The organism is Streptomyces sp. CY-1 (assembly GCF_047218265.1).
In the GTDB taxonomy this organism is placed as follows: domain Bacteria; phylum Actinomycetota; class Actinomycetes; order Streptomycetales; family Streptomycetaceae; genus Streptomyces; species Streptomyces niphimycinicus.
In genome coordinates this window covers 3604254-3628925 of sequence record NZ_CP178393.1, presented here as the reverse complement: position 1 = coordinate 3628925, position 24672 = coordinate 3604254, and the positions used below count along the sequence as shown (strand labels likewise).

The following is a 24672-nucleotide window of genomic DNA, read 5'->3' as shown; positions in this document are numbered from 1 at the left end:
CCCCCTGAACCAGTGTCTTGGAGGCAAGTTTCTGGCGCTGATGACGCTTTACCTGCCGTGGAGGATGACAATAGCCGGAACTGCGGGGGGAGTTGTGCCGGTTGACGGCTCGCTGGGGGTCTATTTTGCTGCTGCGGGGAGGTGACCTGCGAAAATACCACCTGAAAAAGTGCGGGGATCCCCGCAGCTCAACTGCGGGGACTCCGTGGTGGGGTGTTCAGCCCCGTAGTTCAGACTTGACTTCGTCGGGGCGGCCGTGGCGGATCCAGTGGAACCGAGGGGAAGCGGGATCCCCCAGTGCGGCCATCGTCTTGGAGCCGTTGTCCTTGACGCCCCCCGCCAGGGAGAACGCGCCGGTGGCCGTCAGCTTGCCCGCCGTCCCTTCCCAATACTTGGGGTCCCGGTCCCATTTGACCTGGGAGAGTAGGTTCATCAATTCATCGGGCGTCAGCGCTTCGCCCTCCACCTTGCTCTTGCTCCACGATGTGACGCGGTGCGCAACGGCGCCGAGGGCCGCGAATACGGCGGGTGAGGCGATCACGGTGGAGTTCCGGGCCGTGAAGGCCGGGCCGAACGTCTCCAGGATCCGGGTCAGTACTGCATGGATCTCCGTTGTCGCGACCTCGCGCGTGCACCCCTCGGGGAGATCCGGAATCGGACCGCTGGTCTTCTCGAACCCGGCCTTGCCGAAGATCATCGTGATCACGAACGAGCGGAGCGTCGACAGTGTCATCCATTCGGTGTCGGCCGCCTTCAGCTGCCGCTGGCGCACGGAAACCACGCTTTCGAGCGGAACCCGGCCGTTCTCTTCGGGTGTGGCTACCTCGACCTCCTTGAGCAGCGTCAACGTGATGTTGGTCGCCAGGTTGGAGGAGTCCGAGGCGAGGGCGACGTTCTTGTTCGGAATGACGCCCAGCAGATTGCGGTCGTGGAAGATCTGGCGCGCCGCCACAAGATCGATGTCGTGGTAGACCTCGACGCCGACCAGCCGTGCGTTGATGGCGGCTTCGTCGGCGAGGCCATAGAGGGCCGGATCTTCGCGCAGCAGGAAGTGTGCGAGATGCTGGGTCTCGGCGTCCATCAGTACGCCCGTGACGTCGAATGGCAGATAGGTGATCGCGTCCGGGCCGAAGGGGCTCTGTACACGGTCGATCCGCAGGCGCCTTCGGATCCATAGGGCGAAGGGCGGGGTGGCCCACCGTTCATCGCGCTCGCCCTGCAGTACCTCGGCCAGGTACCGGGCGTATGCCTTTGCGTTCTCGGCCTTCTTCGTGGACTTGATGTTGCGCTGGACCTCGTTACGGGTCTCCGCCTGCTCCTTTTCCTTGCGGTCCAGGTAGCGCAGCGCCTGCGGGTTCTCTGCCTTCCTGGGGTCGGGGACGATCCGCGCCAGCTGGCCCCATGGCATGGTCGTCATAAAGCGGGTCGGACTCAACTCCAGCACCCGCAGCGGGTCGCCAAGCCGCCGATCGACCTCGTTCACAAACCCCGTCGTCTGGTCGGTCACCAAGACCCCCTGTTCCACCCCTGAGACCCCGGGAGGCTTTCGGCCCCGGGGGATGTACATCCCGGCGGGTTGTACATCCCGGCGGGATGTACAACCCACCGAGCATAACCAGGTGCGGGGAGCGGTTAGGCGAGTTCGGCCATCCCGTAGCCGTGTGCGGGCCTGTCTGTGGTGGCCGTCACTGGCGTTTGTCAGCCCCGCAGCGCCGCCGCCTCCCGGGCCAGGGACTCGACGCGCCCCCAGTCGCCCGCCGCCAGCGCGTCCGAGGGCAGCATCCAAGTGCCGCCCACGCAGCCGACGTTGGGGAGGGCCAGGTACTCGGGGGCGTTCGAGGCGTTGACACCGCCCGTCGGGCAGAAGCGGGCCTGGGGGAGCGGCGAGGCGAGCGCCTTGAGATACGGGGTGCCCCCGGCCGCCTGCGCCGGGAAGAACTTCATCTCCTCGACCCCGCGCTCCAGCAGCGCCACGACCTCCGAAGTGGTCGAGACCCCCGGCAGATACGGCAGACCCGACGCGTCCAGCGCGCCCAGCAGCCGGTCCGTCCAGCCGGGCGTGACCAGGAAGCGCGACCCGGCGGCGACGGCCGTCTCCACCTGCTCCGGGCTCAGGACGGTCCCGGCGCCGACGACCGCGTCCGGGACCTCCTCGGCGATCGCCCGGATCGCGTCCGCGGCGGCGGGCGTCCGGAAGGTCACCTCGATCACCGGCAGCCCGCCCGCCACCAGCGCCCTGGCCAGCGGAACCGCGTCGGCCACGTCGTGGACGATGACCACCGGGATGACGGGGGCGAGGTCGAGCAGCGAGGAGTCCGGGGAGCCCGGGAAACCGGGGGAGGGCGCGGTGCTAGTCACGGCGCCCATCCTGCCCGCGGTGCGGCGTGGTGCGCAATGGCAGTTGCATATGGCGCAACGGACGCGATGTGGAACGGGTGGGGCCGGGCCCGCTGTCCCGCCCAGCGGGCGGGTAGCGGCCGGGCCTGGCGCCAAGCCCGGAGCGGGCGAGGCCGGGCACCCCACTACGGCCGGGCCGGGCAGTGAGTTGGCCGGGTAGCGCCCCGCAGCAACTCGGGGCGCCCCGCTCACCGCCCGCGTACCCACCTACAGCTCGGTCACCACCACATCCAGCCCCCACGCCTGCCCCGCCCGCTCCGGCGCCGCGGCCTCCACCACGTACCCGAGCCCCCGCAGCGTCTCCACCAGCTCACCGGGCCCGCTCGGCGTGGCCCCGGCGGTCAGCAGATCCCGTACCATCCGGCCCTTGGTCGCCTTGTTGAAGTGGCTGACGACGGACCGTTTCTCGACCCCGTTCACGATCTTCGACTGGAGCACCCGCACCGTCGCCGTACGCTCGGCGAGCGCCCCCTTGGGCTTCCACGCCGCCGCGTACGCCGCCGACCTGAGGTCCAGCACCAGCCCGCGCCCGGCGGCCTGCGGAATCACCTCGGCCATCGGGGTGCGGTTCCGCCAGTAGGTGCCCAGCGCGCCGAGCCCCGGCAGCTTCACCCCCATCGAGCAGCGGTAGGAGGGGATACGGTCACCGATCCGCACCGCGCCCCACAGCCCGGAGAACACCAGCAGCGACCGGCCCGCCCGGCGCCGGGCGGCGGTGGGGAGGGTGGCCAGGCCGAGCGCGTCGTACAGCACCCCGGTGTAGATCTCTCCTGCGGGCCGGGTCCCGGCCTCGCGCAGCGCCGCGTTCTTCGCGACCTCGCCGCGCAGCCCCTCGCTCAGCCCCAGCACCTCGGCGGCCTTCGTCTCGTCGCCCGAGCACAGCGACACCAACTCGTCCAGGATCTGCGCCCGCGCCTCGCCCAGTTCGGGCAGCGACAGCGCTCCCAGGTCCAGCGGGGAGCGCGCGCCTCCCGTGGCCTTTCCCTCGGACGGCGGCAGCAGGACGAGCACGGCGGATCTCCTCGAACGGGTCGTTGACGGCAGGAGCAACGGGTCGTTGGACGGCAGGACGAGGGGCGGACCCGGCGAACCACGCCCACCCCGCCCGCAGCCTACGACCTCCCGCCAACGCGGCCGGACCGTCAACGCGGCCGGACCGTCGCCGACCGGGCTGAGGTGCCGGGTATCATGGTCATCACGGCGGACGAGTCGGCCGGGCGGTCGCGTCGGGGTCCTTCGGATCCCGCCGAGGAACGTCCGGGCTCCACACGGCAAGGTGGTGGGTAACGCCCACCCGGGGTGACCCGCGGGACAGTGCCACAGAAAACAGACCGCCGGAGGCTTCGGCCCCCGGTAAGGGTGAAACGGTGGTGTAAGAGACCACCAGCGTCCGAGGTGACTCGGATGGCTCGGTAAACCCCACCTGGAGCAAGGTCAAGAGGAGCCGCCACGCGGCGGCTCTGCGCGGACGATCGAGGGCTGCCCGCCCGAGTCCGCGGGTAGACCGCACGAGACCGGCGGCAACGCCGGTCCTAGATGGATGGCCGCCTCCCCGCGGGCCGCGAGGCCCCCGGGAGACAGAACCCGGCGTACAGGCCGACTCGTCCGCCATCACCGCTCTGACCAGCAGGTATGCCCTGCTCAGGGCCCTTGGTCGGACCGCTGCGCTTCCCTCCTCCACCTGGGAGTTCCCGGGAGTTCCTGGGAGTTCCCGGGAACTCCCGCGCGAGTGTGCACGCGTTGTGTACTGGGTCCGCTTGCCCGCGCCCCCGTCCAGCTCGCTGGGCGGCGTGGTCAGGAGCGGCCGCGGTGAGGCAGGAGTGCCACTGCCGCGAGGGCGCCGAGGACGACGACGGCGATGCCCCCGAGCAGGGCGTTGGTCATGCCGGAGCCGAATGCCTCGCGGGCCGCGTCGGCCAGGCGGGCGCCTGGCCGTCCGCCGAGTTCCGCCGCCGTACGCAGCGCGCCGGTCAGCGAGCCGCGCGTCGCTTCCGCCGCCTCGGGGGACAGACCGTGCACCGCGTCGCCCGTGTCGGAGCGGTAGGTGGCGTTGAAGACGCTACCGAGGACGGCGATACCCAGGACTCCGCCCAGTTCTCGGGTGAGGTCGTTCAGCGCGGAAGCCACTCCCTGCTTCTCGGCCGGCAGCGTGGCGACGATGGCAGTCCCGCCCCGCCGCCACTCGGGAGCGCCTCCTGGACGCCGCGGAGCGGCTCTTCGGCGAGCATGGCTTCGCCGCCACTTCACTGCGGGCGGTGACGGTCGCGGCCGACGCCAACGTGGCCGCGGTGAACTACCACTTCGGCTCCAAGGAAGGGCTGCTGCGTGCGGTCGTCGAGCGCGCGATGGCCGCCGTCAACGGTGAGCGCCTGCGCCTGATGGAGGAACTGCGCACCTCCGGTCACCAGCCCACCGTGGAAGAGCTGGTGCGCACTTTCATCCTGACCGGCGCACGCCTCGTGGAGCGGAGCGGCGACCGCGGCACGGACGTCGCTCGGTTCCTCGGTCGTGTGATCTCCGAGCGCGACCCGGCCATCCGGCGGATCTTCGGGGCGGAGGTTGATCCCGTGGAGGGCCGATACCTCGAAGCCCTGCGAACCGCGCTTCCCCAACTGCCTCCAGATGAGGTCGGGTTCCGCTACCGTGCCATGGTCGGCCTGCTGGGCCTCTACCAGTCCGGTGTCCTCGCCGATCTCCATCCAGGTGGCGACGCAGAGGCCACTACGAATGCCGCCGAGGTCGAACGACTGATCACTCTGCTCACCTCGGCGTTCCACGCGCCGGCCACCACCGGCTGAGCCTCGCCACCGAAGGCGCGGCTCCCGCCAGAGGTATGCCACATCCGGCTACCGCGGGGAATGCTCCTGCGCGGCGGCCGCGCTCCCGCATCGGGGCGAAGGGAGGGGGTGTTCGGCTTCCTACCCCCCGCGGGTATATTGGCGGTCTGCTGGCAGGGAGCCCAGGTGGAAGCGATGACCGTGCGGAAAGTCCGGCTGACCCGCGCCCATAGTGGTGCCGTCCGCTGGGCTCGCGCTGCCACCGTCGCCCTGTTCCTGGTGATCGCCGTCCTGGTGCACCACCAGTCGATCACGGTGATGACCTCTGCTTCGCCGGATGCTTCACACGCGATGGCCGCCATGGGCATGCCCATGGGCACCGGCGAGCACGACGCCCACAACGGCGCCGCGACAGCCACCACCGGCGATCCCGCGGGCTCGGCGGCCCCGCGGCCGGTGCTCCAGGCCGATCCGGTCATGTACGGGGACGGGAATATGGCCTGCGGCGGTGTGGGCGTGGAGCACTGTTCCGCCTTCAGTGTCGACACGCTGAAGATCGCGGCGCCGCCTGCGATGTCCTACGCCGAACGCGACGCCGCCGCGCACGCGGCCGTTTCCGACGGTGGTGGTTCCGGCACGGCGGAGCGTGCCCCGCCCGACCTGCTCTCCGTCCTTTCCCGGTTGCGCATTTAGGCCGCGCCCATGGCATCCCTGCCCCGGCGACGGGGCGAGGAGCCATGTCCGCATGTGACCTGAAGGGCATATCGAGACAAGGACACCACTTCTGTGAACAGCATCAATCGCCGATCCGTCCTGCTGGCCGGACTGGGAGTGGCCGGCGCCGGTGCGCTCGCCGCCTGTAGCGGCGACTCCGGCTCCGGCAGCACCCCCGGTCTGGTCGGCCCCTCCGGCTCCGCGGTCACTCGCGTGGAGAAGAAGCGCTCGTCCACCGGCAAGGTGGTGAAGCGAAGCCTGACCGCCGCACCCGTCAGGCTCGGCCTGGGCGGCGGCGTCATGGCCAGGACCTGGGCCTTCGACGGACGGGCCCCGGGTAAGGAGATCCGCCTCACCGCCGGGGACACCTTGGCCGCCGAGCTGAACAACCAGTTGCCGGGCAGGACCACCACATCCATTCACTGGCACGGCCTCGCCCTGCGCAACGACATGGACGGTGTGCCCCCGGCCACGCAGCGGGCCATCCGCGCGGGATCGGCCTTCACCTACCGCTTCATCGCCGACGCACCCGGCACGTACTTCTTCCACCCCCACGTCGGCGTCCAGCTCGACCGAGGTCTGTACGCCCCGCTGATCGTCGAGGACCCGAAGGAACCGTTGTCCTACGACGACGAGTGGGTGGTCGTCCTCGACGACTGGCTCGATGGCGTCACCGGCACCCCGGACGAGGCATTCGCGGAGCTCAAGCAGGGTATGGACGGGATGGCCCACGGCGGTATGTCGATGAAGTTCATGCTCATGGGCGCCGACAGCGAGTTCCTCGGTGGCGACGCGGGGGATGTGAAGTACCCCTACCACCTGGTCAACGGAAGGGTTCCGCAGGACCCGGACGTCTACACCGGCCAGCCGGGCAGGCGCGTGCGGCTGCGGATCATCAACGCGGGCTCGGACACCGCGTACCGCGTGGCGCTGGGAGGCCACAAGCTCGCCATCACCCACACCGACGGCTACCCCGTCGAGCACCGCCGGACCGACGCCCTGCTGATCGGCATGGGAGAGCGCTACGACGTCCTGGTCACCCTCAAGGACGGTGTCTTCCCCCTGGTCGCGCTGGCCGAGGGCAAGAAGGCGAGCGCCATGGCGCTGATCCGTACCGGCTCGGGCAGCAAGCCGTCCCCGACCGTCCGCCCCAAGGAGCTGGACGGCCTGATCATGGGCGCGGCCCAGTTGCGCGCCGCCGACGATGTGCGGCTGTCGTCGAAGAAGGCGGACCGGGTCCACCGCGTCGAGCTGACCGGCGGCATGGGCAAGTACAACTGGGCCATCAACGGTAAGAGGTTCGACATGGACAACCCGGACGCGAGTCCGCTGCGTGTCGAAGAGGGCCAGCGGGTGCGGCTGGACGTCGTCAACACCACCGACATGTGGCATCCCATGCACCTCCACGGCCACACGTACCAGATCGGCAGCACGGGTCCGCGCAAGGACACCACCATCGTGCTGCCCAAGAAGAAGGTGTCCGTCGTCTTCGACGCGGATAACCCCGGACCATGGCTGTTGCACTGCCACAACGCCTACCACGGCGAGGCGGGGATGATGGCACTGGTGGCCTACCAGTCCTGATCGCAGACGTCTGCCCACCCGGGGACGGGTCCGCGAAGGAGCGGGCTCGTCCCCGGGACCACGCCGTGGCAGGCGACTGGCACCCCGGCGGTTCGGCGTCAGCCCGTCTGGAGCATCTTCCGCATCTGGGCTATTTCAGCGGTCTGGGTAATGACGATGCGGTTGGCGAATACCCGTGTAGCCGGTTAAGCATCGTGCGCCGCTGAATCCCGCAGGCCGAGTCGTCGCCGCTCGTTCCGTCACCTAGGCGAAGAACCCCAGGCCACGCTAGCCAGAGCGGACATCGGGGTCATCGTCTGGAGCACCATCGGGCTCCCGCTCGGCGCATTCGCCGAAAGGGGAAGTACGATGCCGCTTAGTTTTTTCACGGATGGCGGCGGCCGCGGTGCGAAGATGCGGCGAGCTGGAGCAGGCGATCATGGACGTTGTCTGGGGCGCCGATGAGGCCGCTGAGCTCCAGGGCGCACTCGGCGTAACGCGGCGGCGTCCCTCTTCTACTACCTGCGCTGGATCGCACCGGCCCTCTCTGTGGGGCCGGACGAGCGGCCGCGGGCCGGCACGATGGAGCGGGCCGCCGTAAAAGCGTGCCTCCCCCGTGAACACCGATCCCCGCTGAAACGTACTAAGTGCCATAGCAGTTGACGGCCCACGGCGCGAACGAGCGCGCAACACGGAGAGTCGGGGTGTGACCGTGCCCCGGCCATAGTGCTCGGGCGATCAGGAAGGTGAACATGGGAACTATGGCCCTCAGTTGGTCCGTGGCGGTGGTGTCCGCCCTCGTAGCCGCTGTCAGTGCGATACGAGTGGCGACCACCAACGGTGAAACCCGGTTCGCGGCGATGGGTGAGCTGTTGATGGGTCTGTGTATGGCCGCTATGGCCATGCCCGCCACTGTGGCCTGGTACGCGAACTACGGAATGTGGTGGGCGGCGGTGTTCGCCCTGCTCGGCCTCGGTGGCATCGCCACGGCGGTCAAGCACACGCGCGAGTGTGGTTGGAAGCATGGCCGCCACTGGGTGCACCTCATCGTCGGCAGCGCCGGCATGGTGATCATGACGCTCGCCATGACGAGTACGTCGTCCGGCCCGGTTCTCGCGCTGGGCGGCTCGTCGATGGCACACATGCCGGGGATGGAAAACATGGGGAACGAGGCCGACATGAGCCACATGGGCGGCATGGGATCCATGCCTGGAATGGACATGCCCGGTATGAGCACTGCCGCGACCGATGACGGGGGAGCTGTGGGGTCGACCCCCGTGTGGCGCTTCGCGGCCGCGGCGCTGGCTGTCTACTTCCTGCTGTCGATCGGCGCATCCGTGTGGGCGCGGGTTCGGGGCACCGGCAAGGGTGGCGCGGCTGCGAGCCGGGAGGGCGGCCGGGGCCGCGACTGGGGGCGCTGGCTGCTTTCCATGCCGGACACGGTGATTGTCTTTCTGGTTTCCTTGACGATCTCCGTGTGGGACAGGACCCGGACCGGGGAGCGGGCGGGCCAGGGTCGCCGTCGCAAGCTCGGCGCCGCACCGGACGCGGCGCTGGCAGCACATATCGGCATGGGTGGAGCCATGTCCACGATGCTCTTGATGATGGTCGTCTGACGGGGCTCGCAGTGCGGTCGCGATGTTGGCGAACGCCGTGCTGGGGCTGATGGAGGACATGATGTCGAAGCGGCTGATCGCGACACCGAATGTGCTCGGGTGAAAGGTGGCGCTGGTGCGCCAGGTGCGAAGAAGCCGCTGGGGATGCCCCTGGAAGAGCGCACGCCCCGCTTGCCTGGGCGCAGCCGCACTTCCTCTTGGCTCGAAGCGCTCATCGCGCAGGCCGTACCATCCGCTCATTTCCCCGGCGGCCAGGGAGCCGGACTGCGACTGAAGAAAATCCGTGTGGTCGGCACCACAGGCGCAGGGGATACCCCTAGGGGGTATATTGGCTGTCGTTGGAGGGCGGGGGAACGCGCCCTCTGGCAGACGACCGCATGCAACGACATCCCGAGGAAGAAGCCATGACCTCACAGACCACCTCCGGCTCCTGCTGCAGTTCCGATGGTTCCTGCGGCTCCGCTGCCACAGCCGACGTCCAGGGCGTCGGCGTCACCACCGTGTACAAGGTGTCCGGCATGACCTGCGGCCACTGTGAGGGCGCGATCTCCCAGGAGATAGCCACGCTGGACGGCGTCACGGCGGTCAAGGCCGTCGCCGCCTCCGGTGAGGTGACCGTCACCTCCAGTGCTCCGCTCGACGAGGAGGCCGTCCGCGCTGCCATCGACGACGCCGGCTACGAGCTCGTCGGCACGGCCTGACCCCTGAGCCACTTCCCTCAGGAACGCGAATTTCCTCCCGCCGGGACGTACCGCTCCGCTGATACGGACGCCGTGCGTCCCGGCCCTCCCCAGGAGAACCTTCATGACCAGTACGGTTCCCGAGAAGACGTTGACGCCCGCCGCTGAGGTCGAGCTTTCCATCGGTGGCATGACCTGTGCCTCGTGCGCGGCCCGCGTCGAGAAGAAGCTCAACCGCATGGAAGGTGTGACGGCGACCGTCAACTTCGCCACCGAGAAGGCGAAGGTCTCATACGCCGACGGGGTTGGGGTCGCCGATCTCATCGCCACCGTCGAGAAGACCGGCTACTCCGCCGAGGAACCGCTGCCCCCCGCGCCTTCGACCGGCGGAGAAGCCGAATCCGGGCCGGTCGCGGCCGACGGCGAGTCGGTCTCTCTGCGGCAGCGCCTGCTCGCGTCGCTGGCACTCTCCGTGCCCGTCGTCCTGATGGCGATGGTCCCGGCCCTGCAGTTCGACAACTGGCAGTGGCTGTCGTTGACGTTGGCGGCTCCGGTCGTTGTCTGGGGCGCGTCCCCCTTCCACAAGGCCGCCTGGACAAACGCCCGCCACGGCGCCGCCACCATGGACACGCTGGTGTCGCTCGGGACGCTTGCCGCACTTGGCTGGTCGGTGTGGGCGTTGTTCTTCGGGCATGCCGGGATGCCGGGCATGCGCCACGGCTTCGAATTCACGATCTCCCGCTCGGACGGCTCCTCCTCCATCTACCTGGAGGCCGCAGCGGGTGTGACCACGTTCATCCTCGCCGGGCGCTATCTGGAGGCGAAGTCCAAGCGCAAGGCGGGCGCGGCGCTGAAGGCCCTGCTGGAGCTGGGCGCCAAGGACGTCTCGGTGTTGCGGGGCGGCAAGGAAGAGCGCATCCCCGTCGGTCAGTTGGCCGTCGGCGACCGCTTCGTCGTACGACCCGGTGAGAAGGTGGCGACCGACGGCACTGTGGTCGAGGGGAACTCGGCCGTGGACGCCTCCATGCTGACCGGTGAGTCCGTACCGGTGGACGTGACGGTCGGCGCGGCCGTCACGGGTGCCACGGTGAATGCCGGTGGACGGCTGGTCGTCGAGGCCACGCGGATCGGGTCGGACACTCAGGTCGCCCGGATGGCACAGCTCGTCGAGGACGCCCAGAACGGCAAAGCCGAGGTGCAGCGCCTCGCCGACCGGATTTCCGGCGTGTTCGTCCCGGTGGTCCTCGTCATAGCCCTGGGCACCCTGCTGACCTGGCTGTTCATCACCGGCGACGCGACGGCCGCCGTCACCGCCGCCGTCGCGGTGCTCATCATCGCCTGCCCCTGCGCGCTCGGGCTCGCGACACCGACCGCCCTCATGGTCGGCACCGGACGGGGCGCGCAGCTCGGCATCCTGATCAAGGGGCCGGAGGTTCTGGAGTACACCCGCCGCGTGGACACCGTCGTCCTGGACAAGACCGGGACCGTGACCACGGGCCGGATGCGGCTTCAGGACGTCTTCCGCGCGCCGGAGGTGGACGAGGGGCAACTGCTGCGGCTGGCGGGTTCGCTGGAGCACGCCTCCGAGCACCCGATCGCCCAGGCGATCGCGGCCGGAGCCATCGCGCGAGCCGGAAGCCTCCCCGTGCCGGAGAACTTCGAGAACGTCGCCGGTCTCGGCGTCCAGGGCGTTGTCGACGGCCACGCGGTGCTGGTCGGGCGCGAGAAGCTCCTGCGGGAGTGGGCGATCGAACTGCCCCAGGAGCTGGCCGAGGCCAAGGCCGCCGCGGAGGCCGAGGGGCGTACGGCGGTCGCCGTCGCCTGGGACGGCGAGGCGCGGGGGGTGCTCACCGTCGCCGACGCGGTCAAGGAGACCAGCGCCGAGGCGGTGGCCGAGCTGCGGGAACTGGGCCTGAGGCCCGTGCTCCTGACCGGCGACAACCAGGCCGTCGCCGAATCGGTCGCCAGGGCCGTCGGCATCGACGAGGTGATCGCCGAGGTCCTGCCGCAGGACAAGGTGGATGTGATCAAGCGCCTACAGGGCGAAGGCCGTACGGTCGCCATGGTGGGCGACGGCGTCAACGACGCGGCCGCCCTCGCCACCGCGGACCTGGGCCTGGCCATGGGAACGGGCACGGACGCGGCGATCGAAGCGGGCGACCTCACCCTCGTACGCGGTGACCTCCGGGTGGCCGCGGACGCGATCCGGCTCTCCCGGAAAACCCTGGGTACCATCAAGGGCAATCTCTTCTGGGCCTTCGGCTACAACGTCGCCGCCCTGCCCCTGGCCGCGGCCGGCATGCTCAACCCGATGATCGCGGGTGCCGCGATGGCGTTCTCCTCAGTCTTCGTGGTGACCAACAGCCTGCGGCTGCGGTCCTTCAAGTGAGTCGCGGACAGCACAAGTAACGAGGGGCGGGTATACAGCCCCGCCCATGAGGGGTGCCCGGTCGGTGGACCGGGCATCTCGCCGTCGAGGCGACCGTGCCCTGGGGATGCCGCCGTCGACACCCGCGAAACTCGGCGAAGGCGTCGCGAGCGCGGGTAACGGCTACGGGGGCGCCTGTGGCACTGGGCACCGGGCTGTGTTCCCCGAGCCACCCATGCGATGTAGTCGCGACCTATTCGGCGTCGAAGACCCCGGCTCGCCATGCCCCGACGACGATGACACAAATGCTTCCTGCCAGATAGAAGGGTGAATGGCCGCCCGGGAGGATGGTCACGGCATCGCTGAACTCCTCGATCCAGTTGACCACCAGCGTGATCAGGCTGAGCCCGAGAAGGGACCACCCGACGACCCGAGAGGCCCGGGAGCGGGTGTGCAGCCGGCCCACCTTGATCTTTTGTGCTTCCTTGGTCATACCACGGTTCTCTCTTCCGGATCTGGGCGCGGACGCGGTGTCCGAGTCCGTCGGGGACTCGCGCTCACCGCGCCTCGACGAACGGATGAGGAGGGCCACCGCCACGGAGAAGACGGCGATCGAGGTCCAGTCGTTCAGGCGAGGCCCCACGAAGGTGTGGGCCTCGTCGATGCGCAGATACTCGATCCAGAAGCGGCCGACCGTGTGGCCCCAGGTGTACGACTCCTTGCGCCGGACTGGGCAGGTAAGCGAGTTGCATCCAGCCAGCATACGCTTATCCGCTAAGTTACTTAGCAAAAGTTTGGCCGATCGCCTCATCGAATAGCTTTCCTTCACGCGCCTGCGGTGGCGATCAATGCCGCACTCCGGGCGTCGCAGCGCATCTTCGTGACCCTGGCACCCCCCGGCCGCCTCCCGCACCCGGGCCGCATCTCCGCTAAGCGACATAGCAGTATGCTGTCGGCAGCACCTCGCGAACCGGGAGCCTCTGCTCGAGCGGCGCCCCTGGCGCAGGCAGGAAGGCGGGCCGGGGGCTCCCGGGAGGTGCGGGACAGGAGTAGGGCGGGTGCTGGTGCGATCAGGGCCCGCAGGCCACCAGCAGCGGCAGCAGCGGAGCCACGGTGCTGGCGACCACGACACTCAGCCACGTCACACGGTGCGGCCGAGGTTGCGGTGCGAGGACGCGGCGCAGCCGGACGAGGGCACCCGGCCCGCCGACCTCCAGGCTTCCTTGCGGCGCCTGCCCAGCGGCTACCTCGCACATGGCGGTCGCCAGGGCGTCCCTGGAGTGGCTCCGTAGGGCTCTGTCATCCGCGATCATCTCTACCAGCAGCGCTATCTGCTCCTTGGCGTGCCGGGCGAGCGGCAGGCCGGGGAAGGCACGGGAGAACGCGTCCACGAGCAGGTGGAGAAGGTGGTGCCTGCCCTCGATGTGAGCGCGCTCATGCTCCAGTACGGCCCGCATCTGCGCATCGGACAGGACGTCGAGGGCCCCCCGGGTGATGACGACGCGACGCCGACGCCCGGGAAGGCAGTACACGGCGGGTGCGCCATGGTCCACGACCGTGGCGTCGTATCCGAGGGCCGGCTCACCGACCAGGGCGAGCATGTCGAGGTGACGCTGCCGCGCTCGGCGGGCCCGCCAGGTGCAGCGCCCGAACCAGCCGAGAGGCAGCAGCACGATCACGGCGAGGGCGCCGAGCGCCAAGATGTCCCCGAGGGTGGGCGCGGATTCGCTTACCGGGGCGTCGGCGGCCAGACCGCAGACACTGAGCAACCCGAGGAGACCCTCATGTGCATGCCGCTCCGTGAGGACCAAGTGGTACACCGTGAGCGCGGTGGCGACGACGAACGTCACCATGAGTCCCTGCCATGCGAGGACCGCCATGACTGGAGCGCGGTGGGGCCACTTTGCCTGTGACAGCAGAGGGGGCATCGCGGCGCCCACCAGAGCCGCGTATCCGGCCAGCGCCACAGATGTGATCACGCATCGCTCCGCTTTCTAGCCGCTCGGAGGGCCGAGCGTAGGGCGTTCGCCTCTTCGGGCGTGATCTGTTCGATGAAACTGACCAGAGTTCCAACCGGATCCGGGTTGCCGCCGAGCGCCTCCTGCATCTGCGACGCCGTGTACTCCTGTCGGGTACACGTGGGCTCGTACACCCAGGCCCGCCCCTCCTTGTGCCGTTTCAGCATGCCCTTACTGTGCAGAATGTCGGCCACGGTTTTTACCGTGCTGTAGGCGATGGGTCGTTTCTTGCTGAGGTCCACCAGTACGTCGCGCGCGGTCGTCGGCCGCCCCCAGGCCCACAGGCGGTGCATGATCTCCGCCTCGAGCTCACCTAGCTGACGCACGATCGCTCCCTTCGCCCCCGGAATGCGAAGCCTCCGGCACCAGTGAGGGCTCATCGTAGTGGGCGGAGTCCTGGAGCCCCGCGGAGCTTCGGCGAGCGAGCGCGCTCGGCACGGGGCAAGCCGCGGCCGTACGCAGGCGCCTTACCAGGGCGTGTGCGAGCAGCGCCGGCGAGGCCATGGCACTGACGTGGCGTCCACGTACGCATGCGCCCGCCTCTCTGCCGCTACTATTACTGCCAAACAGCTTAGTAGGTCACCCTTACGCCCGAACCACACGGCATGATCCGGTCCGCTTCGATACTGTCGGACAGCGGAGCCACCACAGATGGAGTCACGACGTGCATGTGAGCCGATACGTACGAACAGGAGGTGCCCTCGGGCACCTGCTGCTCGTCGTCGTGCTCGCGATGGGCGTGTTCGTGATGCACTCGATGGGCCATCCCGACAGCGCCTCCGACACGAGCATGGGAGCGGCTCACACATCGGCCACGACCGCTCACCCAGGCGGCGGCATGTCCTCGCCGCAGGACGTTGTCGTCCCCTCGCACTCTTCGGATTCCCATCAGGACAGCAAGGCGTCCTCCCACTCCCCGGCCATGGGGATGGACATGGCCTCGCTGTGCGTGGCCGTGCTCGGCACGTGGATCCTCGCGGGTCTGCTCCGCGCGGTTCTGAGCCGTGGGACGGACTGGCTGGCGCGGCTTCGCGATGGCGCCGTGGCGGCCCTGCGCCCAAACCCCCCTCCGCGCAGACCGCCTGACCTCGCTCAGTTGTCAGTCCTGCGGATCTAGGCCGAACGCCACCGTGGGCGGCTTGTGCTGCCCGCGTACCCCGTTCGACAGACTTTCCGCAGAACAGACACCACGAGGTTTTCGACATGACCACCATCAAGCGCAGCGCGCTGCGTCCGCGCGTCCGCCGCATCGCTCTCGTCAGCACCGTCGCCGCCGCGGGCCTGGTCCTCGCCGCCTGTGGCAACGACGACGACATGAGCGGCATGGACCACGGGAGCAAGAGCTCCGCCTCGGCGAGCGCGACCACCGGGGAGAAGCCCGCACCGGGCACGTTCAACGACGCGGACGTGAAATTCGCGCAGATGATGATCCCCCACCACGAGCAGGCCGTCGAGATGTCCAAGCTCGCCGACGAGCGTGCGGAGGACGCCAAGATCAAGACCCTCGCCGGGGACATCGAGAAGGCTCAGGATCCCGAGATCAAGAAGATGGAGTCCTGGCTCGAGGCATGGGGCAAGCCCGAGTCGGGCAGCAGCATGCCCGGCATGGACCACGGTTCCGACAGCAGCATGCCCGGTATGGATCACGGCTCCGGCAGCTCCGGCAACTCGGGCATGCCCGGGATCATGTCCGACAAGGACATGAAGGAGCTGAAGGCCGCCAAGGGCACGGACTTCGACAAGATGTTCGCGCAGATGATGATCGACCACCACAACGGGGCGATCGACATGGCCAAGGACGAGCAGAAGAACGGTAAGAACGCCACCGCGAAGAAGCTCGCCGACGATGTTGTCAAAAACCAGACCATCGAGGTCAAGCAGCTCCAGGGCATCCTCGACAAGCTCTGATCCGCTCGCACGCTGACCGTTCCGGGCTCAGCCGGTCACTCCGGTGAGCCCGGGGCGGTCGCCCCCTCACACTCCTTACTTGGGCCGTGCACGGTCATGCCCCGCCGGCCCGCCCCCACGATTCCCGAGGACCCATGAAGATGCACCGCGCCGTCCAAGCAGCCGCGGCCGTCGCCCTCGGCCTCACACTGGCCGCCTGCTCCAGCGATGACGGCGACACGGACTCGTCCGATGCCGTCACCACTGTCAGCCACATCCACGGACTCGGGCTGGACCCGTCCGACCAGCGTCTGTACGTCGCGACCCACGAAGGCATCTACACCCCCGACTCCAAGGGCAATCCCAAACTGGTGGGCGACAGCAAGGACGACTTCATGGGCTTCACAGTGGCTCAGGACAAGACCTTTTACGCCAGCGGTCACCCCGCCTCCGGAACGGACGGTCCCGGCAACAAGGGGCTGATCAAAAGCACCGACGCGGGCAGGAGCTGGAGGTCGCTCTCCCTCTCAGGAAAGTCCGACTTCCACGCCCTGGACCACGCACACGGCACCGTCTACGGCTACGACTCCACCAACGGCCTACTCCGCATCAGCAAGGACGGCACCACCTGGAAGGACGGAGCGACGTTGCAGGCGCTCGACATCGCGGTCAACCCGGACGACGCCGGACTCGTCCTCGCCACCACCGCGGAAGGAGTCGCCCGCAGTACCGACGGCGGCAGAACCTTCGGCCAGGGCAAACAGCCGGTGATGGCCTTCCTCTCCTGGAAAGCCGAGAACGCCCTCTACGGCATCGACACCTCCGGCAGGCTGAGCCGCAGCACCGACGGCGGCGCCACCTGGAAGAAGCTCACCACCGTCCCCGGCGGACAGCCTCAGGCGCTCACCGCCGTCGACGCCCAGCACGTCCTGGCCGCGACACAGCGCGGCGTGTACGAGTCGAAGGATGGCGGCAAGACCTTTACCAAGCGCCTCGCCGTCGAGTCGAGCGGAGGCCACTGACTCTCTCACGAAACGGCATGTCGGCCGCGCCGACAATCCTGCCGTGCGGCGGATCTGCGGCCTCGCCCTGAGGCGCTCCCACCTCAGGCGCCTGCCTCACGAGGGGATGGCGAGCAATTGTCAAATCCTGTGGATCGGTTGGGGTTGTTCACGCAGCAAGGGTCTCGGGGCGTTCGACGAGCTGACCTCGTTATAACAGCGATGGGCGCGGCGCCGGCGGAGTGCGCCCCGTCGCGGCCGACGCCACAATCCCGGTCAGCGGGCCTCGGGATGGGGCATCGATCGCTCCCGGCGAACGGTAGGGCTCAGCGGGGGCGGGCACCCTGCGGTGCCCGCCCCCAGGCCCGTGGCCTGGTGGATCAGACGGTCGTGGGCTGAGGCTCGGCGCTGGGGGTCGCCAACCGGCCCGTGCGACGCAGGCCGTACAGGGCGACCGCACAAGCCAGGCCGAGCGCGAGCAGCGAGATCCACGGCAGCGCGGGCAGCCCGGCCGCGCGGGCGGCATCCAGCGCGGCGCCCGTCAGCAAGTTGCCCACGGTGATGCCGATGCCGCAGATGGTGTTGTACAGCCCGTAGTGGGTGGCGACGAGCTGGTTACCGGAGAGGCGGACGATGGTGTCCATCTCGAACGGGTAGGCCACCATCGTCCCCACGGCCAGCAGCAGCGCGGCGAGTGTCGGCGGCACCGCGGCGAGCAGCCACAGCCCGATCCCCCGCTCCGGAACCGGCAGGGCGGTGGCCAGCAGCAGGGGTACGAACGCCAAACCCATGATCGCCAGGCCGCGGGCCAGCGCCTGACCGGGTTCGAAGCGGGCCTTGCACCATGCGGTTACCCGGGTCTGGCCGAGGATCGTACTCAATCCGGAGGCCGCGAACAGTGCCGCCACCCCGGCCGTGCCGAATGTCCCGTCGCCGCCCAGCCTTCGCACTTCCAGCGGCAGGGCCAGATACACCTGGAAGGAGAGGACGTAGGAGCCGATCATGGCCGCGGAGAAGAGCAGGAACGGCCGGTTGGCGAGAATGCCACGCCACTGCGTGAGCACGCCCGTCCGAGCCTCGCCCTCCGCGGTCTCCTTGCGCCGCGCGGGCAGCGCACGGATCTGCACGATGCTGAGCAGTGCGAAGATCCCGGCGGCCACCAGGCAGGTGATACGGAAGTCCACCCCGGTCAGCACCATGCCCGCAAGCGGGCCCAGCAGGATCCCGGCCTGGTAGAAGACGTTGAACAGCGCGAATGCCTCGACCCTGCGCTCCCCGGCGTCCGCGGCGAGGTAGGCCCGCACAGCCGGGTTGAACAGCGCCCCGGCCAGGCCCGTCGCCGCCGAGGCGGCAATCAGCGCGGGCAGCGAGTCCACCAGCCCGAGCGTCGCGAAGCCAACCGTGCGCAGGACGCATCCGGCGACGATCATCGGCTTGTAGCCGAGCCGGTCCGCGAGTGTCCCGCCGACCAGGAACATGCCCTGCTGGCTGAAGTTGCGTACGCCGAGGACGAACCCGACGACCCAGCCGGCCAGCCCGAGGGGGCCGGACAGATACGCGGCCAGATAGGGCATCAGCATGTAGAAACCGAGGTTGATGGTGAACTGGTTCGCCATCAACAACTGCACACTGCGCTCGTACGAGCGCACCTGCTTGACCAGCCCCTTCATCGGCTCTCCTGCGGCGCGTCGGTCTCGTCGCCCACGACGTCCTCGGGCCTGTTCCCCGGCGTGCCTCGCAGGGTGAGGGGATCGACCACGGTGGCGCACCGGGTCCAGCGGGAGACCTCCTTCTCATCCACGCGACCGATCACCTCCGGTTCGGCGGCCGGAGGGGTGACGAGCAGGCCATGGGCGGCGCAGTAGTCGTCGTCGTACACGGTCCCCAGATAGCGCTGCGGGCCATCGGGGAAGATGGCGGCGATCCGGGCGTCCGCGGGCATCGTCCGGGCGAACCAGCCGGCGACCAGGGCGACCGCGCCCACGCTCCACCCACCGGTGGCGTAGTGGGAGGCGGCGAGTTGGCGACAGGTCCACACCGCCTCGGCCGGGGCCACCCAGTGCACTTCGGAGAAGTTGTCGTAGGCGACGTTGCGGGGGTAGATGCTGGAACCCAGTCCGCGCATCAGGCGGGACCTGGCGGGCTGCCCGAAGATCGTCGAACCGGGGGTGTCCACGCCGACGACGGTCAGCTCCGGGTAGAGCTGTCGCAGGACGCGGGAGACGCCCGCGGAGTGGCCGCCGGTGCCGACGCTACAGACCAGCACGTCGATATGGCCGAGTCCACTGGCCAACTCCAGCGCGAGCGGGGTGTAGGCCGCGACGTTGTCCGGGTTGTTGTACTGGTCCGGGCACCAGGAGTCGGGATGCCGCTCCAGGAGCCTTTGCACACGCTCCCGGCGGGCCTGCTGCCAGCCGCCGGTCGGGTGAGGCTCGGATACGACGTTGACCTCGGCTCCGTACGCGGTCAACAGCCGGGTCATGGACAGTTCCAGCCCCGGATCGGTAACCAGGGTGACCGGGTGGTCGTACACCATTCCGGCCAGCGCGAGCCCCAGGCCCAGAGTTCCGCTGGTGGATTCGATGATGCGTCCGCCGGGCCGTAGTTCTCCGCGAGCACGGGCCCGGTCGACCATGTGGAGTCCCGGACGATCCTTGATACCACCGGGGTTGAAGCCCTCGAGTTTGGCCCAGAAGCCGCGACCGGCCGGGGACAGCGGCTCCGAAACCCGTAGCAGCGGCGTGTTCCCGACCAATCCCACCAGCGCGGGTTGACCGGGGGTGACGGCGATCTTCGTCATTGACTGCATGTTTTCGCTCTCACTCGATGAATGCACAGGGCGGTTCATCAGGCGCGCCACGGCGACCAAGGCGGACCATCGATCCGCGCTCAGCACCTTGGGCACGCCGCGGTCGGCGTTGCCGACCGCGAGTGAGTGATCTAGATGCGCCACCGGGAGGTACGGACCAGCGCCACCCGGCCGGTGCGGGTCTTGCGGCGTCCGGGGTGCTCGCCCAACGCGAGGGGACGCCGTACGGCCACGGATACGGCAAGGAACGGCACCGGGAGGCATGCCTCGACCGGGGCATGGTCCGCCGCCTGAATCGCCGGGCGGGCGGCCGCATCCACCCCACATTCCTTGTCCCGCTGCGGGGAGTGGGATCCATGTGAAGGCTCGTCCTGCGGCGTCACGACCGAAATCGAGGCAGAGGCGGATGTCAGGCGGCGTGTCTCGTGGGTCGCGCCGTGTACGACCGCACACAGAACGAGTGCCAGCACGAGACTGCCACCGATAACCGAGACGAGACGGCGCCACCCGAGCGGGCCGGATACGGCTGATTGAGCATGCGCAGGCGTACGGGGATGCGTCGGCACAGGTCCTCCGTGGCTGCAACCTCTCCGGCCATGGAGAAGAGGTGCACAGGCATGGGTGGGGGCAAGGCGGCATCGACGAGCGTGACCTGAGTTCCCATGACAGGCATGGGAACCGAGCCTCGTCGCGCCGAGTGGGCCGGACCGGTGCAAACCGGCGGGCGAATGAGAGGGCTCCGAGCTCCTAGACCTGCTGCACCACGGACGCTCTCAAGGCCCTGGGGGATAGCCCGCGAGAGGGTTCGACTCCAGCGGGACACCACCTCACGGAGAGGCATGCGGAAGCAGTTGATTCGCGAACAGACATTGCAAAGCAAGGCGACGCCAGGGCGGAGCCGCGCTGTGGCTGCCCGGAGGCACACTGCTCGCCCGGATACGATCCGCCGTGGCCGTCCTGCTGATCGTCCGCCTCCGCTACAGGGGGCGGAGTCTGTTCGGCGGGGCCAGGTGTGCTCTCGGCCGTTGTGACGGCGAGGGTAGGCACACTCGTTCCCAAGTGGCCTTTTGCGCTGTCCATATGGATGCCATGCGTGATGACGACACCGAAGAACAGCACTGCCGCGGCAAGTACACGCAGTAGCGAGCCCGCACCACAGAAGGTCCGGGGTATATGCCGGGGCCACCAAGCCGTAACCATGCCGTGATACTAACGGTTCATCGTCGGTGATCGACCAACTCCGCGAGGACGCCACGTAAACGAGCCGAGGGAATGGCCTGTTTGCTCTGGTTCTTTGCGCACCTCCCTTCTGGGCGGAGATTCGGCGAGTGCGGGCGATTCGAAGACCGGGGGTTTTCGCCCGTCTCGTCGGACATCGCCCTCACCGCCGCGGAGGCAAGTCTGTGACGTGAGGTGCTTCACGGAAACGGGTGACGTGGCGAGGGGCCGGGCTGGGTACGCGCCCGCGTGATCAACGCTTGAGATACCGATCTGGTCGGTACATATAGGGCGAAAGCGCCATTGGAGAGGAGGCGACATGTCGTCGAAGCGACGTCGCAAGAAGAAGGCCCGTCGTAAGAACGGAGCCAACCACGGCAGCCGGCCCCAGTCCTGATCATCCTGGTCTGAGGCACTCTGCCGAGTGACACCGACGGGGCTCCCCGAGCACGTGGCGCCAGCGCGCCCGGGCATGGGGAGCCCCGTCGTCAGTGGTGCGGCCGGGGCACGCCGGTACCGCGTCCTGAGTCACCGGCTCACCCCGGGCGCGTCAGACCAGTTCGAGAAGGGCGTCGGTGAATTGCTCCGTCGTGGCCGTGCCGCCCAGGTCCGGGGTGCGGACGGCGGTCTTCGCCAGGACGGTCGCGATGGCGTCGGTGATGCGGATGGCCGCCTCGGGATGGCCCAGGTGGTCGAGCATCATGGCGGCGGACCAGATCGCGCCGAGCGGGTTGGCGATACCGCGTCCGGCGATGTCGGGGGCGGAGCCGTGGACGGGTTCGAACATGGAGGGGAAGTCGCGTTCGGGGTTGAGGTTGGCCGCGGGGGCGATGCCGATGCTGCCGGCGACCGCGGCGGCGAGGTCGCTGAGGATGTCGCCGAAGAGGTTGGAGGCCACGACGACGTCGAAGCGCCGCGGGTCGAGGACGAACTTGGCGGCGAGGGCGTCGATGTGTTCCTGGCCCCAGGTCACCTCCGGGTACGCGGCGGCGCGTTCGGCCACCAGCTCGTCCCAGAACGGCATGGTGTGGATGATGCCGTTGGACTTGGTGGCCGAGGTGAGGTGGCCGTCGCGCCGCTCGGCGAGCGAGAAGGCGTAGTCCAGGACGCGGGTGACGCCCTTACGGGTGAACACCGCCTCCTGGACGGCCATTTCCTCCGGGAGCCCCCGGCCGAGGCGGCCGCCGATCTCGCCGTACTCGCCCTCGACGTTCTCCCGGACGACGACGAGGTCCACATCGCCGGGCCCCGCCTCGCGCAGCGGGCTCGGCACGCCCTCGAAGACGCGGATGGGGCGCAGATTGACGTACTGCTGGAAGCCCCGGCGGATGGGGATCAGCAGACCCCACAGCGAGACATGGTCGGGGACACCGGGGTAGCCGACCGCGCCGAGCAGGATCGCGTCATGGCCGCGCAGTCGCTCCAGACCGTCGTCGGGCATCATCGCGCCCTCGTTGACATAGCGCTCGCAGGACCAGTCGAACGTCTCGTAGCTGAAGCCCAGGCCGTGCCGGGTGGCGACGGCGTCCAGGACGCGGCGGGCGGCCGGGATGACCTCGTTGCCGATGCCGTCGCCGGGGATCAGGGCGATGCGGTGGGTGGTCGTGCGGCGGTTCGTCATGGAGGGGATTGCAGCAGGGGAGCGTCTTCCGCGTCCAAGACGCAGATTCCATGTGCCTTATAGGTGCGCCTTATGGGACTGCCTTGTGGGACTGCTCGGCTTCGGGGGCTTCCGTGGCCGTTCTTACGAACGCCTCCGCCGCCGGTGTCAGCGGAGCCCGCCGACTGACCAGGGCGATATGCAGGCCGGTGCTCGGTTCGAGGTCCAGGACCAGCGCCCCCGCCCGCTCGGCCAGGCCGCGCCAGGCGTCGGCGACCACGGCCAGGCCGACGCCCCGCAGGACCAGCGGCAGGATCGCCACCCGGTGCTCGGTCTCGACCACGACCGTCAGCGCGACGCCCTCGGCCCGGAGGTCGTCGACGAAACGGCGCATCCCGGTGCCCTGCTGGCCCACGATCAGCCGATGTCCGGCCAACTGCTCATGGCGCACCGGCACACCGGGGCGGAACGGCCCGTCCGGGGGTGTCAGCAGCACAAAGCGCTGTTCGAGCAGTGGGTAGGTGCGTACATCGCCCTGGGGTGCGGCGTCGGGGGAGGCCAGCAGCCCCAGCTCGCATACGCCGGTGCGCACCATCTCCGTCACATCGCGCGGGGTGAACGCGGCCTGCACCCGCACGGACACCTCGGGATGGGCCCGGGTGAAGCGGTCGATCAGCCCGGTCAGCGGCTCGACGGCCTGTGAGGGCGGGGCCGCGATGTCCACCCTGCCCCCGCGCAGCCCGTGCACCGATTCCACACTGGCCCGTGCGAGCTGGAGGCTGCGTACCGCTTCCCGGGCCGGTGCGATCAGCGCCGTGCCCGCGTCGGTGAGGACCGCCCGGCGGCCGATGCGGTGGAAGAGGTCGCTGCCCAGGTCGCGCTCCAGGGCGCGGATGGCCTGGGAGAGGGACGGCTGGGACAGATACAGTGCGGAGGCCGCCCGGTTGAATCCGCCGTGGTCCACCACGGCCAGGAAGTACTCCAACTGCCGCACATCCACCGCGCCGCCTCCCCGCGCTCATCGGACCGCTCGCCGCCCTCACACATCCATAGGCGTCGCCTATAAGGATTGTCGTCAACGGGTCTTGGACGCGCACCGCGGCGGCTGCTGGGATCGGATCATGAGCGATGAGCTGCTGGGCGACTTCGACCGCCGCACCCTCGACGTCGAGGGTGTGGGAATCAACGTACGCACCGCCGGGGACGGGCCGCCCGTCCTGCTTCTGCACGGCTATCCGCAGACCCATATGATCTGGCACCACATCGCCCCGGCGCTCGCGGCCAACCACCGCGTCGTCCTGACCGATCTGCGCGGCTACGGCGACAGCCACAAGCCCGGGTCCGACCCCGAGCACACCACCTATTCCAAGCGGGCCATGGCGCGCGACCAGGTGCTGGTGATGCGGCAACTGGGCTTCGACCGCTTCGCGGTCGTCGGCCATGACCGGGGCGGCCGGGTCGGCCACCGGCTGGCCCTGGACCATCCGGCGGCGGTCTCCGCGCTCGCGGTGCTCGACATCGTGCCCACGCGGTACGTCTTCCAGCACGCCGACATGGACTTCGGGCTCGGGTACTACCACTGGTACTTCCTGGCGGCGGAGAACGGCATCCCGGAACACCTCATCGGGCAGGACCCCGGGTTCTGGATCCGTACCCGGATGGGGGCCCGCCACGGTGGCGGAACCCCGTTCGACGAGGCGGCCCAGGCCGAGTACGTCCGCTGCTTCTCGGATCCCGCGGCCATCCACGCGAGCTGCGAGGACTACCGCGCCGCCGCCTCCATCGACCTGGTCCACGACGACGCGGACGCCGCCGCCGGCCGCCGGGTCACCGCACCGCTGCTGGCCCTGTGGGGCGCGCACGGCTTCGTCGGCCGCCACTACGACGTACCGGAGGTGTGGCGCGGCTACGCGGACGATGTGCGCGGGCAGGCCCTGCCGTGCGACCACTACCTGCCCGAGGAGGCGCCGGACGAGACGCTGCGCCACCTGCGGACGTTCCTCGCGGAGTACGGCAGCGCCTGA

23 protein-coding genes and 1 other RNA gene are annotated in these 24672 nt (G+C 69.1%); 12 read left to right on the top strand and 12 right to left on the bottom strand.

The window, feature by feature from the left end:
* Window positions 1-217: 217 nt before the first annotated feature.
* From ACK1X7_RS15695 to yaaA, 3 genes are all read right to left on the bottom strand, one after another.
* Window positions 218-1507, bottom strand: coding sequence for a DNA sulfur modification protein DndB (locus tag ACK1X7_RS15695; RefSeq protein ID WP_390794838.1), 1290 nt, complete (start codon window positions 1505-1507; stop codon window positions 218-220).
* Window positions 1508-1698: 191 nt separating this feature from the next.
* The gene (eda, locus tag ACK1X7_RS15690) at window positions 1699-2367 is read right to left on the bottom strand and encodes a bifunctional 4-hydroxy-2-oxoglutarate aldolase/2-dehydro-3-deoxy-phosphogluconate aldolase (protein ID WP_413115215.1); all 669 of its coding nucleotides are present in this window, start codon (window positions 2365-2367) and stop codon (window positions 1699-1701) included.
* A gap of 237 nt (window positions 2368-2604) precedes the next feature.
* On the bottom strand, window positions 2605-3408 hold the full coding sequence (gene yaaA / locus ACK1X7_RS15685) for a peroxide stress protein YaaA (protein WP_385144856.1): 804 nt from the start codon (window positions 3406-3408) through the stop codon (window positions 2605-2607).
* A 194-nt stretch (window positions 3409-3602) separates the two neighbouring features.
* Here yaaA and rnpB point away from each other — a divergent pair.
* Window positions 3603-4005, top strand: an RNA gene (gene rnpB, locus ACK1X7_RS15680) — RNase P RNA component class A.
* A gap of 186 nt (window positions 4006-4191) precedes the next feature.
* On the opposite strand, the gene ACK1X7_RS15675 is transcribed toward rnpB, so the two are convergent.
* Window positions 4192-4524, bottom strand: a complete 333-nt coding sequence (locus tag ACK1X7_RS15675) for a hypothetical protein (protein WP_413115214.1) — start codon at window positions 4522-4524, stop codon at window positions 4192-4194.
* Window positions 4525-4592: 68 nt separating this feature from the next.
* On the opposite strand from ACK1X7_RS15675, the gene ACK1X7_RS15670 reads away from it, so the two are divergent.
* The 6 genes from ACK1X7_RS15670 (at window position 4593) to ACK1X7_RS15645 (ending at window position 12136) form a co-directional block, all read left to right on the top strand.
* The gene (locus tag ACK1X7_RS15670; protein WP_413116878.1) at window positions 4593-5195 is read left to right on the top strand and encodes a TetR/AcrR family transcriptional regulator; all 603 of its coding nucleotides are present in this window, start codon (window positions 4593-4595) and stop codon (window positions 5193-5195) included.
* Window positions 5196-5369: 174 nt separating this feature from the next.
* A complete protein-coding gene (locus ACK1X7_RS15665) occupies window positions 5370-5867 on the top strand; it encodes a hypothetical protein (protein ID WP_413115213.1) in 498 nt (165 codons plus the stop codon).
* A gap of 93 nt (window positions 5868-5960) precedes the next feature.
* Entirely contained in the window at window positions 5961-7472 is a 1512-nt protein-coding gene (locus ACK1X7_RS15660) for a multicopper oxidase family protein (RefSeq protein WP_413115212.1), read from the top strand.
* Window positions 7473-8275: 803 nt separating this feature from the next.
* Window positions 8276-9067 carry a DUF5134 domain-containing protein gene (locus ACK1X7_RS15655; RefSeq protein ID WP_413115211.1) on the top strand — a complete coding sequence of 264 codons (792 nt, stop codon included), beginning with the start codon at window positions 8276-8278 and terminating at the stop codon, window positions 9065-9067.
* Window positions 9068-9471: 404 nt separating this feature from the next.
* The gene (locus ACK1X7_RS15650; protein ID WP_385144866.1) at window positions 9472-9768 is read left to right on the top strand and encodes a heavy-metal-associated domain-containing protein; all 297 of its coding nucleotides are present in this window, start codon (window positions 9472-9474) and stop codon (window positions 9766-9768) included.
* A gap of 103 nt (window positions 9769-9871) precedes the next feature.
* Window positions 9872-12136 (top strand): heavy metal translocating P-type ATPase, encoded by a 2265-nt coding sequence (locus ACK1X7_RS15645; protein WP_413115210.1) that lies wholly within the window; start codon window positions 9872-9874, stop codon window positions 12134-12136.
* Between the two features lie 232 nt (window positions 12137-12368).
* Here the strand turns inward: ACK1X7_RS15645 and ACK1X7_RS15640 are convergent, their stop codons facing one another.
* The 3 genes from ACK1X7_RS15640 to ACK1X7_RS15630 all read right to left on the bottom strand — a co-directional run bounded on the left by ACK1X7_RS15640 (window position 12369) and on the right by ACK1X7_RS15630 (window position 14459).
* Window positions 12369-12878 (bottom strand): hypothetical protein, encoded by a 510-nt coding sequence (locus ACK1X7_RS15640; RefSeq protein ID WP_390794844.1) that lies wholly within the window; start codon window positions 12876-12878, stop codon window positions 12369-12371.
* 307 nt (window positions 12879-13185) lie between these two features.
* Window positions 13186-14094: a M56 family metallopeptidase gene (locus ACK1X7_RS15635; RefSeq protein WP_385144872.1), complete on the bottom strand. Its 909-nt coding sequence runs from the start codon at window positions 14092-14094 to the stop codon at window positions 13186-13188.
* A complete protein-coding gene (locus ACK1X7_RS15630) occupies window positions 14091-14459 on the bottom strand; it encodes a BlaI/MecI/CopY family transcriptional regulator (RefSeq protein ID WP_413115209.1) in 369 nt (122 codons plus the stop codon). Before ACK1X7_RS15630 ends, ACK1X7_RS15635 begins: the two co-directional genes overlap by 4 nt.
* A gap of 338 nt (window positions 14460-14797) precedes the next feature.
* Here ACK1X7_RS15630 and ACK1X7_RS15625 point away from each other — a divergent pair, with 338 nt between their 5' ends.
* From ACK1X7_RS15625 to ACK1X7_RS15615, 3 genes are all read left to right on the top strand, one after another.
* Window positions 14798-15250: a DUF6153 family protein gene (locus ACK1X7_RS15625; RefSeq protein WP_385144876.1), complete on the top strand. Its 453-nt coding sequence runs from the start codon at window positions 14798-14800 to the stop codon at window positions 15248-15250.
* Between the two features lie 86 nt (window positions 15251-15336).
* Window positions 15337-16041 (top strand): DUF305 domain-containing protein, encoded by a 705-nt coding sequence (locus tag ACK1X7_RS15620; protein ID WP_413115208.1) that lies wholly within the window; start codon window positions 15337-15339, stop codon window positions 16039-16041.
* A gap of 140 nt (window positions 16042-16181) precedes the next feature.
* The gene (locus ACK1X7_RS15615) at window positions 16182-17042 is read left to right on the top strand and encodes a F510_1955 family glycosylhydrolase (protein ID WP_413116877.1); all 861 of its coding nucleotides are present in this window, start codon (window positions 16182-16184) and stop codon (window positions 17040-17042) included.
* 359 nt (window positions 17043-17401) lie between these two features.
* On the opposite strand, the gene ACK1X7_RS15610 is transcribed toward ACK1X7_RS15615, so the two are convergent.
* From ACK1X7_RS15610 to ACK1X7_RS15600, 3 genes are all read right to left on the bottom strand, one after another.
* Window positions 17402-18691: an MFS transporter gene (locus ACK1X7_RS15610; RefSeq protein WP_413115207.1), complete on the bottom strand. Its 1290-nt coding sequence runs from the start codon at window positions 18689-18691 to the stop codon at window positions 17402-17404.
* Window positions 18688-19830, bottom strand: coding sequence for a PLP-dependent cysteine synthase family protein (locus tag ACK1X7_RS15605; protein ID WP_385144882.1), 1143 nt, complete (start codon window positions 19828-19830; stop codon window positions 18688-18690). Before ACK1X7_RS15605 ends, ACK1X7_RS15610 begins: the two co-directional genes overlap by 4 nt.
* 131 nt (window positions 19831-19961) lie before the next feature.
* Window positions 19962-20150, bottom strand: coding sequence for a hypothetical protein (locus tag ACK1X7_RS15600; RefSeq protein WP_385144884.1), 189 nt, complete (start codon window positions 20148-20150; stop codon window positions 19962-19964).
* A 1217-nt stretch (window positions 20151-21367) separates the two neighbouring features.
* Here ACK1X7_RS15600 and ACK1X7_RS15595 point away from each other — a divergent pair.
* Window positions 21368-21445: a 50S ribosomal protein bL37 gene (locus ACK1X7_RS15595; RefSeq protein ID WP_370443954.1), complete on the top strand. Its 78-nt coding sequence runs from the start codon at window positions 21368-21370 to the stop codon at window positions 21443-21445.
* A gap of 153 nt (window positions 21446-21598) precedes the next feature.
* Here ACK1X7_RS15595 and ACK1X7_RS15590 read toward each other — a convergent pair whose 3' ends face one another.
* The gene (locus ACK1X7_RS15590) at window positions 21599-22669 is read right to left on the bottom strand and encodes a tartrate dehydrogenase (protein WP_390794845.1); all 1071 of its coding nucleotides are present in this window, start codon (window positions 22667-22669) and stop codon (window positions 21599-21601) included.
* A gap of 70 nt (window positions 22670-22739) precedes the next feature.
* Window positions 22740-23648, bottom strand: coding sequence for a LysR family transcriptional regulator (locus ACK1X7_RS15585; RefSeq protein WP_385144888.1), 909 nt, complete (start codon window positions 23646-23648; stop codon window positions 22740-22742).
* Window positions 23649-23769: 121 nt separating this feature from the next.
* On the opposite strand from ACK1X7_RS15585, the gene ACK1X7_RS15580 reads away from it, so the two are divergent.
* Window positions 23770-24672, top strand: a complete 903-nt coding sequence (locus tag ACK1X7_RS15580; RefSeq protein ID WP_390794847.1) for an alpha/beta fold hydrolase — start codon at window positions 23770-23772, stop codon at window positions 24670-24672.